Here is a 16,238-nt window from a genome sequence, read left to right on the forward strand (position 1 = left end):
CGAGTGTCTGGACGGGCCTTTGCACCCTGTGGACAAGTGCCCCCGGACCTGGCCACGGCGGGCCCGGCGGCGTGCGGTCGTCATGCGCGGGCACCACCTACTGGCGGATCGACCAGCCTCGCTCGCGCAGCGCCGTGGCCAGTGCGGGGGCCGCGCTCGGCTCGACCATCAGCTGCACCAGACCCGCCTGCTGCCCGGTGGCGTGCTCGATGCGGACGTCCTCGACGTTGATCCCGGCCCGGCCCGCGTCCGCGAAGATCCCGGCCAGTTCGCCCGGCCGGTCGCTGATGAGCACGGCCACGATCTCGTACGACGCCGGGGCCGCCCCGTGCTTCCCGGGCACCCTGACCCGGCCCGCGTTGCCGCGCCGCAACACGTCCTCGATGGAGTCGGTGCCCTCGCGGCGCTTGTCTTCGTCGCCGGTCTGGAGGCTGCGCAGCGCCTGTACGGTCTCGTCGAGATCGGCGGCCACTCCGGCGAGCACATCGGCGACCGGGCCGGGGTTGGCGGAGAGGATCTCCACCCACATCCGGGGGTCGGAGGCGGCGATCCGGGTGACGTCCCTGATGCCCTGGCCGCAGAGGCGTACGGCCGTCTCGTCGGCCTCCTCCAGGCGGGCGGCGACCATCGACGAGATCAGCTGCGGGGTATGGGAGACGAGAGCGACGGCCCGGTCGTGGGCGTCGGCGTCCATGACGACCGGAACGGCGCGGCAGAGCGCGACCAGCTCCAGGGCGAGGTTGAGGACCTCGGTGTCGGTGTCGCGGGTCGGGGTGAGGACCCAGGGTCGCCCCTCGAAGAGGTCGGCGGTGGCGGCGAGGGGGCCCGAACGCTCCTTGCCGGCCATCGGGTGCGTACCGATGTACGGCGTGAGGTCGACGCCGAGGGCTTCCAGCTCACGGCGGGGGCCGCCCTTGACACTGGCGACGTCGAGGTAGCCGCGGGCGATGTCGTCCCGCATGGCGGTGGCGAGCACCGAGGCCACATGGGCGGGTGGTACGGCGATGACCGCCAGGTCGACGCGGCCCTCGGGCGCCTCGTCCGTACCGGCGCCGAGCGCGGCCGCGGTGCGGGCGGACGCCGGGTCGTGGTCGAGGAGGTGGACGTGGACGCCGCGCCCGGCGAGGGCAAGGGCTGCTGAGGTGCCGACCAGGCCGGTCCCGATGACGACGGCGGTTCTCACTGGGCGATGTCCTTGCGGAGGGAGGCGGTGGCCCCGAGGTAGACGTGCGTGATCTCGGACTTGGCGAGGTACGTCTCGACATGGGCGAGGATGCGCACCACGCGGGGCATCGCCCCTTCGATGTCCAGCTCCTGGGCGCAGATCAGCGGTACGTCGACGATGCCGATGCCGCGTGCGGCGGCGGCCGGGAAGTCGCTGTGCAGATCGGGGGTGGCCGTGAACCAGATGCTGATCAGGTCGTCCGCAACGAGGCTGTTGCGCTCCAGGATGGCGGTGAGCAGGCCGCTGACCCGCTCGTCCATGTGTCCGGCCTCGTCCCGGTCCAGCTGGACAGCTCCGCGGACCGCTCGTACCGCCACGTCTGACTCCTCACTTCTTCGTGCTGCTGTTCTTCGTGCCGCTCCATGGTTGTCGCGCCTGCTCGGCGCCAACCTGCGCGTTTTCAGCCTAGAGGGGCGAGGGGGCCGGCGGCCGAGGTGCTCTGTCCGTGAGACACAGCGGTCACCGGGACGCGGCGGTGGCGAGCAGCGTCCGCCGGACCCGGCCGGCCGGTGCGCCGGACAGGACGGGGACGAGCGCCACCGCAGCGGGGACCGACTGGACGAAGAGGATCTCGCGGTTCACGGTGGCCGCTCCGTACACCCCGGCGATGAGCCCGCCTGCGCCGTCCTTGCCATCGCCCAGCGCGCCCAGCAGCGCTGGGAGGATGGTCCCGGCGCCGCCGGCACCCCCGCTCCGGCTCCCGCCGCCCAGCAGGCTGCCGAGGTCGTTTCCTGCCGTGGTTCTGCCCCTCGGAAGAGGGATGGAATATCGACAATGTCGGCCAGAACCGGTGCTTCTGCCAGTCGGGCGAGTCTGCCGCCAGGTTGCTAGGCCCTCGGCGTCCGCGGGGTCACGATGCCCATGCCGGGAGCAGACAGCTCACCCGGTCGTGGCCACCACACAAGGAGCAAGCCATGGACGCACGACGAAGGACGGTCCTCACGGCAGCCGCAGCGGGCGCCGCCGGGCTGGTGACCGCTTGCGGCTCGACCGGGGACGGAGGCAGCACGGTATCCGCACCGAAGACCTCACCGGGCGTCACCCCGAGCACCACGGCAAGCGCCACGTCGCCGAAAAGTTCCCACGCGAGCGGCACGGCAAGCGCCACGACGCCGAACGGCTCCGCCGCGAGCGGCACGGTCCTCGCCAAGACCTCGGACATCCCCGTCGGCGGCGGCACGATCTTCACGGAGCAGAAGGTCGTGGTGACCCAGCCCAAGAAAGGCGAGTTCAAGGGCTTCTCCGCCATCTGCGTCCATGCGGGGTGCACCGTCGACTCGGTCAGTGACGGCACCATCAACTGTCCCTGCCACGGCAGCAAGTACCGCATCACGGACGCGGCGGTCGTGGCCGGTCCCGCGCCGGGCCCGCTGCCCACCGAACGGATCACCGTCACCGGTGACACCATCCGGCTCGCATGACACCGGCCATCCCGGCGGGAGCCGAAGCCCCCGCCGAGACGGTCGCGTCAGGGCAGTCTGCGGGCGTCACCAGCGACGACCGCCCGGCCTCCGTGGCCGCCCCTCCCCACAGCAGCTCCACCGCGGCGAAACGCACCCGGGAGGCGGGGTCATCGCGCTCGCCGGAGGGGTGTGCGCCAGTCATGCGGCCGGTGGTGACACCACGGCTCCCTGCCGCGACGCATGCGCCCTCACGTACGCTCACCTGCATGACCACCCCGGACGCCGAGGCCCTCGTACGCGACCACACGATCTACTCCTGTGTGATGGGCTCACGCGCGTTCGGGCTCGCCACGGACGGCAGTGACACCGACCGGCGCGGTGTCTTTTTGGCGCCGACCCGCCTCTTCTGGCAGTTCGACAAACCGCCGAAACACGTCGAGGGCCCGGCGGAGGAGCAGTTCTCCTGGGAACTGGAGCGCTTCTGCGAACTGGCGCTGATCGCCAACCCCAATGTCCTGGAGTGCCTGCACTCCCCCCTGGTGGAACAGGTCACCCCCGTCGGCCGCGAACTCCTCTCCCTGCGCGATGCGTTCCTGTCCCGTCTCGCCCACCGGACCTTCGTCCGCTACGCGCTGGGCCAACGCAGGAAGCTGGAGGCGGATGTCCGTAGCTACGGTGCACCGCGCTGGAAGCACGCCATGCATCTGCTGCGGCTGCTGGCGAGCGGCCGGGATCTGCTGCGTACGGGAGAGCTGACGGTCGACGTCGGCGCGGCCAGGGAGGAACTGCTCGCGGTGAAGCGCGGCGAGGTTCCCTGGCCGGAGGTCGAACGCCGGATGACCCGCCTGGCCGAGGAGAACGACGAGGCGGCCGCGGGTTCCCCGCTCCCACCGGAGCCGGACCGGGCCCGGGTGGAGGACTTCCTGATTCGCACCCGCCGAACGTCGGCGCTGTCACTCGGCGCCGGCTGAACGGGCCCGCTCGCAACCACCGCCGCTCTGCTGCCCTGTGACGGCCGGTCCGGGGCGCGCAGGGGAGTCCGCACAGGGCGATGAAGAAGACCCCGGGCTCCCCGCGTCGCGCCGGACGTTCACCGCGTGAGGAGACGCTCCGGAGGGGCACCGGATCACCACAGATCCGCGGGCAGGAGGTGGACCCCCCGCAGGTCCACATCCGGGTCCCGGGACGGAAACCCGTACAGGTGCGCCCCGGAGACCGTGGCGAACAGCAGCGGTCCGGGTTCCTCGGCGAGTACCGGGCCGAAGTCCGTGACCGGCAGCCCGGCCTCGTGCAGGTGCATCGCTTTCGTGGGCATGGATCAAGAGTCCCAGAGCGCCCCCAGCGACAGCAGATCGCTGCGGTACTCGATCCGCTCCGACCACTCCTTGGGCCAGGCCGCGGCCCCCAGATGTGCCCCGGCCAGCGCCCCGGTCAGGCAGCCGATCGAGTCGGAGTCGCCGCGTGTGCAGGCGGCCCTGCGCAGGGCGGTGACCGGTTCGTCGGGGAACAGCAGGAAGCAGTGCAGGGCCGTGGCGAGGGCGTCCTCGGCGATCCAGCCGTCACCGGTCGTCTCGCACGGGTCGTCCTCCGGTGACGGGTCGCGCAGGGCGTCCTGCACCCTGGCCAGTGCGGTCAAGCACTCGTCCCAGCCGCGCCGGATGTAGCTCTCGCCGGAGTCGTCGCCCGCGTACCGCCACAGGTCGCCGAGCCAGCGCGAGAGGTAACGGCTGCTGTTCTCGTACGCGTACGAGCGCAGCTGCCCGATCAGCCCCGCCGGCTGCGCGCCCTGCGCCAGCAGGTACACCGCGCGCGCCATCAGGTCGGAGGCGGCGAGCGCCGTGGGATGTCCGTGCGTGAGGGCGGCCTGCAACTGCGCCGCGCCGGAACGCTGTTCCTCGCTCAGCCCGGGTACGAGGCCGACGGGCGCCACCCGCATGTTGGCGCCGCAGCCCTTGGAGCCTGTCTGGCTGGCCTCCTGCCAGAGCCGGTCGCTGTCGAGCAGCCGGCAGGCAGTCATGCAGGTGCGGCCGGGGGCGCGGTTGTTGTCCGGTGAGTGGTACCACTCGACGAATTCTTCGCGTACCGGCCGGGTCAGCCGCAGCGCGGTGAGCAGCCCCCGGTCCATGGCGGTGCGGATGCCCCGCGCGAGGGCCAGCGTCATCTGGGTGTCGTCGGAGACGATCGCGGGACGCGGCAGCCGCATCTGCCGCCACGGCCCGCACTTGGCTAGGATCGAGGGCACGTTGTTGAATTCGGTCGGGAAGCCCAGCGCGTCACCGAGCGCGAGCCCGGTCAGCGCGCCGGTGGCAGCGCCTTTGGTGATGGTCCTGGTCACGATCATGTGCTTCTTCCTTCCGGTCGCAGCAGTGGAGGGTGCAGGGCGGTGGCTGCACCCGCCCGGTACAGGGCGGCCGGTTTCCCCCGTCCGCCGGTGCGGCGCGGTGATCCCTCCACGACCTGGACGAAGCCGGGCGTGGTGAGGACCTTGCGCCGGAAGTTGGGTCGGTCGAGCTCGACGCCCCAGACGGTCTCGTACACCTGTTGGAGCTCGCCGAGGGTGAACTCGGCCGGGCAGAAGGCGGTGGCAAGACACGTGTACTCGAGTTTGGCGCCGATCCTGTCGTGTGCGTCGGCGAGGATGCGGTCGTGGTCGAAGGCGAGCGCACCGAGCGCTCCGGCGTCCCACCAGCGGGCCTTGGCCGCGTCCCCGCCCCCGCGCGGCTCCGGTAGATCGGGGACGAGCGCGGCGTACGCGACGGAGACGACCCGCATCCTGGGGTCGCGGTCCGGATCGCTGTAGGTGCGCAGCTGTTCCAGGTGGAGGACGGAGACGGTGGACTCGGTCAGCCCGGTCTCCTCCGCGAGCTCCCGGCGGGCGGCGGACTCGGCGGACTCACGGGGCAGGACGAAGCCGCCGGGCAGCGCCCAGTGCCCCTTGTACGGGTCCTCGCCGCGTTCGACGAGCAGGACGTGCAGCCGTCCGCCGCGGACCGTGAAGACCGCCAGGTCGACGGTGACGGCGAACGGCTCGAAGGCATGCGGGTCGTAGCCCTCCGGGGCGGTGCTCATCGTCGCTCCGGGAGGGGTGCGGCGAAGTTCCAGCCTGCGGCGAGCAGGGCGTCGACAGCGGCGAGCGCGGTCTCCAGGCGCTTCTCATGCGTCCCGGTAAGTTCGACGAACATCCTTCCGGTGCGGGTGAGTTCGGCCCGGAACCGGTCGGTCATCCAGGGCCGCAGCTCCTCGCCGTCGCGCAGCCCGTCGTCCTCGAAAGCGACGCCGTCGTGGTCGGTGAGCAGCCACAGGTGATGGCCGACCCGGTCGGCGGTCTCCTCGACGAGCGGGTTGCGGCCGCCGACGTACCGCTCGTGCCAGACCGTGGTGGCGAAGGAGTCGGTGTCGCAGATGAGCACCGGGGACCCGGTCCGGGCGGCGGCCTCCTCCTTGGCGTTCTGCGCCTCGGCGATCAGCGGGAAGTCGTCGGTGGTGAAGGCGACGTCCTCCCACTGCGCCTGGGGCCACTGGGCGCGCAGTGCGGCCAGCTTCTGTTCGCTGAACTCCCGCCCGTACTCGGCGACGTACCGGGTCTGTGCCCAGACGCCGCCGCGCCGCCGGTAGTGGTCGGCGAGGGCGCGGGCCATCGTGGTGGTTCCGGTGGACTCGGCGCCGAGGACGACGATCCGGCGGGTGAGCGCGGCTCGCACGGGCGGTTCGAGGAAGTCCCAGCAGCCCACCGGGTCCTTCCGGACGGCGGTGCCGGAGACCGGAAAGACCGTGCGGCCGGGGTCGACGCAGACGGATTCGGCGCCGAAGCGGCGGGCCAGTTCGTCCCCGTACGACTCCGAGGTGAAGACGGCGTCGACCGGTTCCGGGACGGCCTCGGTGAAGACAGCCATGTGGGCGTCCCAGATCGCCGGGTCGTGGAGATCCATCCAGGTGTCGTCGACGGCGCCGACGACCCGTACGTCCGGGTGCACCTCCCGCATCCAGGCGACGCGATCGGCAAGCGGGACGGACTCGACGGAGGCGGCGCAGACCAGGACGGTCAGCCGCTCGCAGCGGTCCTGGGCGGTGCGGACGAGGTGGTGATGGCCGGCGTGCGGCGGATAGAACTTACCGAGCACGAGCCCGTGCGCGAACCGCTTCATCGGGCCACCTCCGCCAACTCCCGCTGCCGCACGGCGAGATCAAGCTTCCAGTTGCGCAGCCCGACCAGACACAGCGTCAGGAACCCGACGTAGAGCAGGGAAGTCAGATAGAGCTCCTTGTACGCGTAGAGCGGGATGTACACCACGTCGGCGGCGATCCACAGCCGCCACGACTCGACCAGCTTCCGGCACTGCCCGTACGTCGCCGCCAGCGACAGCGCGGTCGTCAGCGCGTCCCAGAACGGCACGGTCGAGTCGGTGGCACGGTCGAGCAGGACGGTCAGGGCGAGGGTCCCCGCCGCCCCTGCCGCGCACAGCCAGGCCCATTCGGTGCGCGTGGTACTGCGCACCGGCAGGGCGGACGAACCCGGTCCACCCCCGTGGGTCCAGGTCCACCAGCCGTACACGGCAAGGGTGATGAAGACGATCTGCAGGCCGGCGTCGGCGTACAGACCGGACTGGGTGAACAGCAGGATGAAGAAGAGGTTGTTGGCGATACCGATCGGCCAGTTGGCGAGGTGCTGACGGGCCACGAGCCAGACGCACAGCGCTCCGCTGCCGAAGCCGAGGACTTCGGTCCAGCTGACCGGGGTGTCCAGGACCGTCACCAAGGGTTGCTGCAGGGGATCGAGGATGTCCGCGAGACTCACACCCGCCTCCTTAATAGTCATCCTGACTATAAAGGCACAATGACGGCAGTAAAAGACCCGCGACCGATTCCTGTTCGAAAATCGAAGCCAGGAACCGGCCGCGGGCCGGAGAGCGGGCGGAGCCGCGGGCGAAGGGGCCCTAAAGACCGACCTCCCGCATCAGCATGCCCACCTCGGTGTTGGTGAGGCGGCGGAGCCAGCCGGACTTCTGGTCGCCCAGCGGGATCGGCCCGAAGGACGTCCGTACGAGCCGCTCGACCGGGAAGCCCGCCTCGGCCAGCATGCGGCGGACGATGTGCTTGCGGCCCTCGTGGAGGGTCACCTCGACCAGGTAGTTCTTGCCGGTGTTCTCGACGACCCGGAAGTGGTCGGCGCGGGCGTACCCGTCCTCCAGCTGGATGCCGTCCTTGAGGCGCTTGCCCAGCTCACGCGGGAGTGGTCCCTGAATGGCGGCCAGGTAGGTCTTCTTCACGCCGTACTTGGGGTGGGTGAGACGGTGGGCCAGCTCGCCGTGGTTGGTGAGCAGGATGATGCCCTCGGTCTCGGTGTCCAGCCGGCCGACGTGGAAGAGGCGCGTCTCGCGGTTGGTGACGTAGTCGCCGAGGCACTGGCGGCCGTCCGGGTCCTCCATCGAGGAGACGACACCGGCGGGCTTGTTCAGCGCGAAGAAGAGATACGACTGGGCGGCGACGGTCAGACCGTCGACCTTGATCTCGTCCTTGTGCACATCGACGCGCATGCCCTGCTCGACGACGATCTGTCCGTTGACCTCGACACGGGACTGCTCGATCAGCTCCTCGCACGCGCGGCGCGAACCCATGCCGGCGCGGGCGAGGACCTTCTGCAGGCGCTCACCCTCCTGCTCGGCGCCCGGGAATGTCTTGGGCGTCCTGATGTCGGGCTTGTTCGCGTACCTGTCCCGGTTGCGCTGCTCAATCTTGGCGTCGAGCTCGCGCGGACGGGACGGGGCGCCCTGCAGTCCACGCCGCGGGCCGCCGCTCCTGCCGCCGCCCTGCGCGGTCTTCGGCCCGCCCTTGGCGCCACCGCGCGCCGCGGCGCCGCGGCCCTTGCGGGGGCCGTCGCCGCTCTTCTCGCCGGCACCGGTCGTGCCGCCCACGTCGTAGCGGCGCTCCTCGGGCCGGGGCCGGCGGGGACGCTGGTCCTGCCTGTCGTCACGCCCGGCGCCGCCACCCCGGGGGTTCCGGTTGCCGCCGCTCTTGCCGCTGCCGCTGTTCCTGCCACTGCTTCGCATCAAAATTCCGTCTTGTCGTCTGCGTGAGTATCCGGGGTGTCCGGTGCGTCCGGATCGAACGACGGCACACCCTCTAGCGTCTCAGCCTCGATCGCGTCCGCCTCGGGGAGGAAGGGCGCGAGCTCCGGGAGCTCATCCAGGCCGCGCAGGCCCATCCGCTCCAGAAAGTAGTTCGTCGTCCTGTACAGGATCGCACCTGTTTCGGGTTCCGCGCCCGCTTCCTCTACCAGGCCCCTCTGCAGGAGGGTCCGCATCACGCCGTCACAGTTCACACCGCGCACCGCGGAGACGCGTGAGCGGCTGACCGGCTGCCGGTACGCGACCACTGCCAGGGTCTCCAGAGCGGCCTGGGTGAGCCGGGCCTGCTGGCCGTCCAGTACGAAGCCCTCGACGGCCTCCGCGTACTCCGGGCGCGTGTAGAAGCGCCAGCCGCCCGCAACCAGCCTGAGATCGAAACCGCGGCGCTGCACGGTGTACTCGTCGGCCAGCTCCCGCAGCGCGTCGGCGACGGCCCGCCGGGGCCGCTCCAACACCTTGGCCAGGTGTTCCTCGGTGGCGGGCTCGTCGACGACCATCAGGACCGCCTCCAGAGCGGGCTTGAGTTCAAGATCCGCGACGGTGGCGCCGACGCCGTCCTGCTCGCTGCGCTCAGTCATGCCTCTGCGTCCTCCTGTACATCCTGGTCGAACTCGTCCGTCACCCTCGGTGAGGCATCCGCTCCCCCGGACCAGCGCACCATGAGCTCGCCGAGCGCCTCCTCCTGGTCGAGGGTGACGGCCTTCTCCCGGTACAGCTCCAGCAGCGCGAGGAACCGGGCGACGACGGTGAGGGTGTCCGTGGCGTCCTCGGTGAGCTGCCCGAAACTGATCTCCCCCGCCTCCCGCAGCCTCGCCACCACGATCTCGGCCTGCTCCCGCACGCTGACCAGCGGGGCGTGGATGTGATCGACATACACCTGCGGCTTGGGCTTGGGCTGCATCGCCTTCACGGCGAGCCTGGCGAACCCCTCGGCACCGATGCTGATGACCACCTCGGGCAGCAGCTCGGCATGGTGCGCCTCCAGCCCGACGGTCCGTGGAAAACGCCGTCCCTCCGACTCGAGCCGGGCGCTGAAGATCTCCGCGATGCGTTTGTACGCGCGGTACTGCAGGAGCCGCGCGAAGAGCAGGTCGCGCGCTTCGAGCAGCGCGAGATCCGCCTCGTCCTCGACCTCGGCGGCGGGCAGCAGGCGGGCCGCCTTGAGATCAAGCAGGGTCGCGGCGACGACGAGGAACTCGGTGGTCTGGTCGAGATCCCAGTCCGGCCCCATGGCCCGGATGTGGGCCATGAACTCATCCGTGACCTTGGAGAGAGCGACTTCGGTCACATCGAGCTTGTGCTTGGAGATGAGCTGCAGAAGAAGATCGAACGGTCCCTCGAAGTTGGCAAGCCGAACGGTGAACCGCCCGTCGCCCGCGGGTTCAGCGGGTTCAGCGGGCCCGGCGGGATCCGGCAGCTCCAGCTCTGCGGGCTCTGCGGGCTCTGCGGGCTCCGAGAGTTCTGCGAGCGCCGCAGGCTCTCTGGCGGCAGCGGGGCCACCGGCGTCCGCGGACGCGGTGCCGTGCCCGTCCGCCGCGGTCGCCCCGTCGCCGTGCGCCGACGTCACGTCGCCATGGGTGACCGCCGAGGACTCCGTGGTCCCGGTGCCGGGGAGAGGCGTGGCGGGCGGCACGGCCGGGGCGCCTGGCTCCCCCGGCCACCCGGTCACCGACGCCTCCTCCGCACCCGGCGCAGGCCGGCCCCCCGGACCACGCCCCAGGGGGCGCCGGGGCGTGCGGGCGAGCTCGTCGTTCGTCGGCATGGAGGTCCAGGGTGCGGCGGGATACGGGCGGCGGGCGGCAGCCCGTTCAGGACGGGCCGGACCGCCGGTCGGCGATGGCCGCTACGGTACGGTCCGCCCGCTGAGCAGCGCGGCTCTCCGGGCAGGCTACCGGCGCCCCGCCGGTCAGCGGCCGCGCAGCCGCCGTACGAGGATGCTCGCGTCGCCCCGCGCCTCCAGGTCCGCGAGGACCACCGCGACCGCCTCACGGACGATCCGCCCGCGGTCGACGGCGAGCCCGTGCTCGCCGCGCAGCACGAGCCGCGCGTGCTCGAGGTCCATCAGTTCCTCGGCGGAGACATAGACAGTGATCTTCTCGTCGTGGCGTTCCCGGCCGCTGGGCCGCCGGTTCGCTCCGCGCCCGCCTCCGCGCCTGCGCTGCTGCTGGACGGCCGGAACGGCCTCCTGCTTCGCGGTGGCGGAAGGGGAGGAGGCCGAGGGGCGGCGGGCCGCCTGCGCGGCCACGGCCACCCGGTCGCTGTCGTCGCCGCGGCTGTGGGAATCCCCCGCGTCGGCGTCCGCCGGCGCGTGCTCCTCCTGGGGGTGTACGGCGCCGGCCTCGGCCGCTCCCCCGGTCGCTCCGGAGCTGTCCGCCGCAGTCTCGTTCTCACCGGCCGGAGCCGGTACCCGCGCCTCGCCGTTCGCCTTGCGCCGCCGGTCCGCGGGGGACGAGGACTGCAGCCCCACCCCCCCGGTGGTACGGAACAGTTCGTCGGCCCCGGGCAGACTCACTCGGCGTGACACCGGGCGAGCACCTCCCTGGCGAGCTGGCGATAGGCGGCGGCACCGACCGAGTTGGAGGCGTACGTGGTGATGGGCTCACCGGCGACCGTGGTCTCCGGGAAACGCACGGTGCGCCCGATCACCGTGTGGTAGACGTGCTCGTCGAAGGCCTCGACGACCCGCGCGAGCACCTCGCGGCTGTGCACCGTACGGGAGTCGTACATGGTCGCAAGGATGCCGTCGAGCTCCAGCTCCGGGTTGAGCCGCTCCTGGACCTTCTCGATGGTCTCGGTGAGCAGTGCCACGCCGCGCAGAGCGAAGAACTCGCACTCGAGCGGCACTATCACCTTGTGAGCGGCCGTCAGGGCGTTCACCGTGAGCAGGCCCAGCGAGGGCTGACAGTCGATCACGATGTAGTCGTAGTCGGCCATCAGCGGCTTCAGGGCGCGCTGCAGTGTGGACTCCCGGGCCACCTCGCTGACCAACTGCACTTCGGCAGCCGACAGGTCGATGTTGCTCGGGAGCAGGTCCATGTTGGGCACGGCGGTCTTCAGGAGGACCTCGTCGGCCGACATGCCCCGCTCCATGAGCAGGTTGTAGACCGTGAGGTCGAGCTCCATCGGATTGACGCCGAGACCGACGGACAGGGCGCCCTGCGGGTCGAAGTCGACGAGCAGGACACGGCGTCCGTACTCCGCGAGTGCGGCACCCAGGTTGATGGTCGACGTGGTCTTGCCGACGCCACCCTTCTGGTTGCACATCGCGATGATCTTCGCGGGACCGTGATCGGTCAGCGGACCCGGGATCGGGAAGTAGGGCAGGGGCCGACCGGTCGGGCCGATCCGCTCGCGGCGCTGGCGGGCAGCGTCGGGCGCGAGGGTGGCCGCGTACTCCGGATCGGGCTCGTACTCGGCGTCGGGGTCGTAGAAGTGCCCCTGGGGCACCTCGTCGAAGTCGGCGAAGTGGGCGGTCTCTCGGCCACTCTCGTTGCCGGCCATGGCGTTCACGTTTAGGCCGTCCATCATCTGGGGGGCTGTCGTCATGTGCTGGTGGGTGGCGAAGGTGCGGACAGCGACGGAGCCGACAGCCTCCAGCCCGTTCGGGCTCTGGCCCCGTGCAGGCATCCCTGGTTGAACACCCCCGGGAGTAAATGTCGACTCATTCACAAGTCGTCTTACCTCCTTGGACGTGACCAGGAAACTTATCGATAGGTCAGCGTGACACCATGCCGACGATTGGCGACTCTATGGCGTGTCACCGGTTCGCAGCAACACAATCCGCCGGACCCGGCCCGATGTGTCGGCAATCGAACACCCCCCTGTCAAGGGTGCACAGTCATTCCGGCGCACATTTCACAACTGCACGAAACGGGCAAAGAGTTACATTCATCGCGAGTTGCGCGAAGGCCTCACGGGGGCCCACACACGTCCGGCCGGACCTTGCTCGGCAAGGTCCGGCCGGACGTGCGGGGTTGACGGGATGCGTTGACTCGTCAGCCGAGAAGGGTGCTCAGCTCGACGTGCTCCAGGCCGTGCGCCTCCGCCACCTCGCGGTAAACGACCTGGCCCTCATGGGTGTTGAGGCCCTTTGCAAGCGCGGCGTCGCGGCGCAGCGCCTCGACCCAGCCGCGGTTCGCGAGCTCCAGGATGTACGGCAGCGTCGCGTTGGTGAGCGCGTACGTGGAGGTGTTCGGCACCGCGCCGGGCATGTTGGCGACGCAGTAGAAGACCGAGTTGTGGACCATGAAGGTCGGGTCGGCGTGCGTCGTCGGGTGCGAGTCCTCGAAGCAACCACCCTGGTCGATTGCAATGTCGACAAGTACACTTCCGGGCTTCATCTTGGCGACGAGCTCGTTGGTGACCAGCTTCGGAGCCTTCGCGCCGGGGATCAGCACGGCGCCGATGACGAGGTCGGCCTCGACGACGGCCTTCTCCAGCTCGAAGGCGTTGGAGACGACGGTCTTGACCTTGGTGCCGAAGACCTTGTCGGCCTCGCGCAGCTTGTTGATGTCCTTGTCGAGCAGCGTGACGTGGAAGCCGAGCCCGACGGCGATCTGCGTGGCGTTCCAGCCGGAGACGCCGCCGCCGATGACGACCGCCTCACCGGGGGCCGTACCCGGGACGCCGCCCGGCAGCACACCACGGCCACCGACCGAGCGCATCAGGTGGTAGGCGCCGACCTGGGGGGCCAGGCGGCCCGCGACCTCGGACATCGGCGCGAGCAGCGGGAGCGCGCGGTTCGCGGTCTCGACGGTCTCGTACGCGATGGCGGTGGTGCCGGACTCCAGCAGGGCGTCCGTGCACTCGCGGGAGGCGGCGAGGTGCAGGTAGGTGAAGAGCGTCTGGTCCTTGCGGAGGCGGTGGTACTCCTCAGCAACCGGCTCCTTGACCTTCAGCAGCAGGTCGGCCGTGGCCCAGACCTCGTCGGCGGTGGGCAGAATCTGCGCACCGGCGGCGGCGTACTCCTCGTCCGTGATCGAGGACCCGACGCCGGCGTTCTGCTCGACGACGACCTGGTGGCCGTTGCGGACGAGCTCATGCACACCGGCGGGCGTGATGGCCACGCGGAACTCGTTGTTCTTGACTTCGCGGGGGATGCCGACCTTCACGTCGATCACGGTCCTTGACTCAGAGGGTTACTCGGGCATGGCGGTACATACCCGGACACACTTAGTGTAAATGGAGACACCACGGAGGTTCGCGGTAAGACCAGTCTAATGAAGGGCTTCCTGCTGTCTAGCCTTACAAAGCATTAATTTTCTGCCGACGTACTGCGGATTTCGCAGGTAGAGCCCTTCTCGCCCAGCAGCCTGTCCGCCATACTGCGGTGCAGCCGGGCCGCAGCGGGGTCCCCGAGCCGTTCGAGGGTGTCGGCCAGCCGCAGCTCCAGCGCCGCCTGCAGGCGTCCGTCCTTGGCCTGCCGCGCCCACTCCACGGCCTCCTGGCAGGTCTGCAGCGCCTCCTGCGGCCGCCCCGCATACTCCTGCACCCGCGCGGCCTCACTGAGCGCCCGCGCCTGGGCGGGCAGGTCACCGAGCCTGCGGTACCCGGCTGCCGCGGCCCGCCAGTTCCGCAGCGCCTCGCCGTACCGCCCGGCATAGGTATGGACGGCGCCGAGCCGCCCGTACAACCGCGCCTCGTCGGCGCGCTCGTCCTGGGTGAGCCGCTGCGCGAGCGCCCGGCCGAACCAGTCGGAGGCCCGGTGGAAATCCCCCAGCTCAGCGTAGGCGCCGCCTACGGATTCCATCGCCCTGCCGGTCGCGTACGGGTCCTTCGCCGCCCGCCCGGCGTCCAGCGCGGCCCGGTATCGGGTCAGCGCCTCCTTCGTACGCCCGGTCCTGGCATCCAGATCGGCGAGATTGAGCAGCGCGGCAGCCTGCTCACGGGGCAGCTCGCGCCGCTCGGCGACGGCCAGGACCAGTCCGTGCAGCCCGTACAGATCGGGTGCGGCGGCCTCGGTGCCCTGGTGCACGGCCAGCGCCCGCACCAGCGCGGCCACCAACCGCCGCGCCAGGGTGTCGAGTTCACCGTCCTCGACGGCGATCCGGGCGGAAGCGAGCAGAGCGGGCCGGCGGATCCGCAGCCAGGCGGCGGCCGCTTCGGGATGCGGGAAACGCAGCGAGCGCGGCAGACCGGCGAGCTCCTTGCCCGCCGGGCTGCCCTCCGGCTCGGTGACCGCCCGGCAGGACTGCAGCTGCCGTACAGTCCGCTCCAGCATCCGGGCCCGGGCCAGCTGGATCTCGGCCGGCCGGTCCCGGTCCGCCAGCAGGGCGCGCAGCAACGGAACGAGGCAGCCGGGCACCTCGTACTGCGAAAGCTCCGCGCCATCGGTCCGCAGCAGGCCCAGCAGGACGAAGTCGTCGAGGGTCGACTGGGCGGCCGAGACCGAGCAGCCGGCCAGCGCGGAGGCGGTGTGGGCGTCGGCGAGTCCGGCCGGGGCGAGCGCGAGCAGGCGCAGTATCCGGGCAGCGATCGGCGGCAGGGACTCGTGGACCAGCCGGAAGGCACGGGCCAGCGGGCGGGCACCGGTGGACTGCTCGTCGTCGTCCGGCAGCTCGCGCAGCTGCTTGGTGACGTCGGCGACCGATGCCATCGGATGGGTGGCGAGCCAGCCGCTGATCATGACCAGGGCGGCCGGCTGCCCGCCGCACACCTCGGCAAGGGTCTCGGCGGTCCGCGGGTCGACGGTGATCCTGACCTGGCCGATGGTGCGGGCGAGCAGCTGGACGGCGGAGCCCGCGTCAAGACCGCCGAGGGTGCAGGGCCGGACGCCGGGAATGCCGGTCAGCGGGCCCTGCGCGGTGGCGACGACGAGGCAGTCCGGGTTGTCCGGCAGCAGCGGATCAACCTGCTCGGCGTCGGCCGCATCGTCGAGCAGCAGCAGGGCGCTCCGCGCGGCGAGGGCCTCGCGGACCATCTCGGACAGTTCGTCACCGTCCGCGCCGGGCGGGCCGGTGACGCCCAGTTGGTCGAGGAGCTCGCGTGCGGTGCGTTCGGTGGGGACGGGGGCGCCGCCGGGTTCGGTGAGCCGGACCCGGAGCAGCCCGTCGGGGTAGTCGCCGGAGTCCATGAGCCCGCGGGCGAGTTCCTCGGCGAGTGCGGTGCGTCCGGAGCCGGGGCGTCCGGCGATCAGCAGGACCCGGGCACGGGCGGTCTTGCGGCCGGCCAGGGTGTCCAGCCCGGCCCGTTCGATATCGTCCCGCAGCGCCTTCAACTCGCGTTCGCGGCCGAAGAATCGGGGTGGTGCGGCGCCGGACGGCTCCTCGGTACCCGCTGCCGTCGCCGGGCCGCTGGTGTCCACCGCCTGATCCGTCACGGGCCACGCTCCACTTCGCTGCACGCGTTGCCCGCCGGGACTCCGGACAGGGCATTCCGAGCGTAGTTCAGGCGTATGCGCCCTCAGAGTGGAGCGCGGCAGGGCATCCCCCGATCGGATCGGCAGTTCGTCCGATCGGAAGACTTACATACAGCCGCCAGGCGAAG

Annotated in this window: 15 protein-coding genes and 2 pseudogenes; 2 read left to right on the forward strand and 15 right to left on the reverse strand. The window is 70.9% G+C overall.

What is annotated here, in order from left to right; all coding sequences use genetic code 11:
* Window positions 1-97: 97 nt before the first annotated feature.
* The 3 genes and pseudogenes from AB0N06_RS02260 to AB0N06_RS02270 all read right to left on the reverse strand — a co-directional run.
* Complete coding sequence (locus tag AB0N06_RS02260; protein ID WP_366132880.1) at window positions 98-1,183, reverse strand: prephenate dehydrogenase; 1,086 nt, start codon at window positions 1,181-1,183, stop codon at window positions 98-100.
* Complete coding sequence (gene aroH / locus AB0N06_RS02265; protein ID WP_358858155.1) at window positions 1,180-1,542, reverse strand: chorismate mutase; 363 nt, start codon at window positions 1,540-1,542, stop codon at window positions 1,180-1,182. Before aroH ends, AB0N06_RS02260 begins: the two co-directional genes overlap by 4 nt.
* A 142-nt stretch (window positions 1,543-1,684) precedes the next feature.
* Window positions 1,685-1,837, reverse strand: a pseudogene (locus AB0N06_RS02270) (DUF1304 family protein); the annotation flags it as partial.
* A gap of 302 nt (window positions 1,838-2,139) precedes the next feature.
* Here AB0N06_RS02270 and AB0N06_RS02275 point away from each other — a divergent pair.
* Together AB0N06_RS02275 and AB0N06_RS02280 are read left to right on the forward strand one after the other, a co-directional pair.
* Window positions 2,140-2,646: a Rieske (2Fe-2S) protein gene (locus AB0N06_RS02275; RefSeq protein ID WP_366132881.1), complete on the forward strand. Its 507-nt coding sequence runs from the start codon at window positions 2,140-2,142 to the stop codon at window positions 2,644-2,646.
* A gap of 248 nt (window positions 2,647-2,894) precedes the next feature.
* Window positions 2,895-3,599 carry a nucleotidyltransferase domain-containing protein gene (locus AB0N06_RS02280; RefSeq protein WP_366132882.1) on the forward strand — a complete coding sequence of 235 codons (705 nt, stop codon included), beginning with the start codon at window positions 2,895-2,897 and terminating at the stop codon, window positions 3,597-3,599.
* Window positions 3,600-3,766: 167 nt separating this feature from the next.
* Here the strand turns inward: AB0N06_RS02280 and AB0N06_RS02285 are convergent.
* From AB0N06_RS02285 to AB0N06_RS02340, 12 genes and pseudogenes are all read right to left on the reverse strand, one after another.
* Window positions 3,767-3,943, reverse strand: a pseudogene (locus AB0N06_RS02285) (nucleotidyltransferase domain-containing protein); the annotation flags it as partial.
* A gap of 3 nt (window positions 3,944-3,946) precedes the next feature.
* Entirely contained in the window at window positions 3,947-4,969 is a 1,023-nt protein-coding gene (locus AB0N06_RS02290) for an ADP-ribosylglycohydrolase family protein (RefSeq protein ID WP_366132883.1), read from the reverse strand.
* A complete protein-coding gene (locus AB0N06_RS02295; RefSeq protein WP_366132884.1) occupies window positions 4,966-5,697 on the reverse strand; it encodes an NUDIX domain-containing protein in 732 nt (243 codons plus the stop codon). The genes AB0N06_RS02290 and AB0N06_RS02295 overlap by 4 nt, the downstream gene beginning before the upstream one ends.
* Window positions 5,694-6,773 (reverse strand): AAA family ATPase, encoded by a 1,080-nt coding sequence (locus tag AB0N06_RS02300; protein WP_366132885.1) that lies wholly within the window; start codon window positions 6,771-6,773, stop codon window positions 5,694-5,696. Before AB0N06_RS02300 ends, AB0N06_RS02295 begins: the two co-directional genes overlap by 4 nt.
* Window positions 6,770-7,423, reverse strand: a complete 654-nt coding sequence (pnuC, locus tag AB0N06_RS02305; protein ID WP_366132917.1) for a nicotinamide riboside transporter PnuC — start codon at window positions 7,421-7,423, stop codon at window positions 6,770-6,772. Before pnuC ends, AB0N06_RS02300 begins: the two co-directional genes overlap by 4 nt.
* Before the next feature lie 139 nt (window positions 7,424-7,562).
* Window positions 7,563-8,675 (reverse strand): pseudouridine synthase, encoded by a 1,113-nt coding sequence (locus AB0N06_RS02310; protein ID WP_366132886.1) that lies wholly within the window; start codon window positions 8,673-8,675, stop codon window positions 7,563-7,565.
* Window positions 8,675-9,331, reverse strand: coding sequence for an SMC-Scp complex subunit ScpB (gene scpB / locus AB0N06_RS02315; RefSeq protein WP_358858165.1), 657 nt, complete (start codon window positions 9,329-9,331; stop codon window positions 8,675-8,677). The genes AB0N06_RS02310 and scpB overlap by 1 nt, the downstream gene beginning before the upstream one ends.
* Entirely contained in the window at window positions 9,328-10,515 is a 1,188-nt protein-coding gene (locus AB0N06_RS02320; RefSeq protein ID WP_366132887.1) for a segregation/condensation protein A, read from the reverse strand. Before AB0N06_RS02320 ends, scpB begins: the two co-directional genes overlap by 4 nt.
* A gap of 144 nt (window positions 10,516-10,659) precedes the next feature.
* Window positions 10,660-11,265, reverse strand: a complete 606-nt coding sequence (locus AB0N06_RS02325; protein WP_366132888.1) for a hypothetical protein — start codon at window positions 11,263-11,265, stop codon at window positions 10,660-10,662.
* A complete protein-coding gene (locus AB0N06_RS02330) occupies window positions 11,262-12,380 on the reverse strand; it encodes a ParA family protein (RefSeq protein ID WP_358858168.1) in 1,119 nt (372 codons plus the stop codon). The genes AB0N06_RS02325 and AB0N06_RS02330 overlap by 4 nt, the downstream gene beginning before the upstream one ends.
* A 368-nt stretch (window positions 12,381-12,748) precedes the next feature.
* Window positions 12,749-13,864 (reverse strand): alanine dehydrogenase, encoded by a 1,116-nt coding sequence (gene ald, locus AB0N06_RS02335; RefSeq protein ID WP_366132920.1) that lies wholly within the window; start codon window positions 13,862-13,864, stop codon window positions 12,749-12,751.
* Between the two features lie 143 nt (window positions 13,865-14,007).
* The gene (locus AB0N06_RS02340) at window positions 14,008-16,071 is read right to left on the reverse strand and encodes a tetratricopeptide repeat protein (RefSeq protein WP_366132889.1); all 2,064 of its coding nucleotides are present in this window, start codon (window positions 16,069-16,071) and stop codon (window positions 14,008-14,010) included.
* Window positions 16,072-16,238: the final 167 nt, after the last annotated feature.

It is taken from the genome of Streptomyces sp. NPDC051020 (assembly GCF_040683105.1).
Taxonomy (GTDB): Bacteria; Actinomycetota; Actinomycetes; order Streptomycetales; family Streptomycetaceae; genus Streptomyces.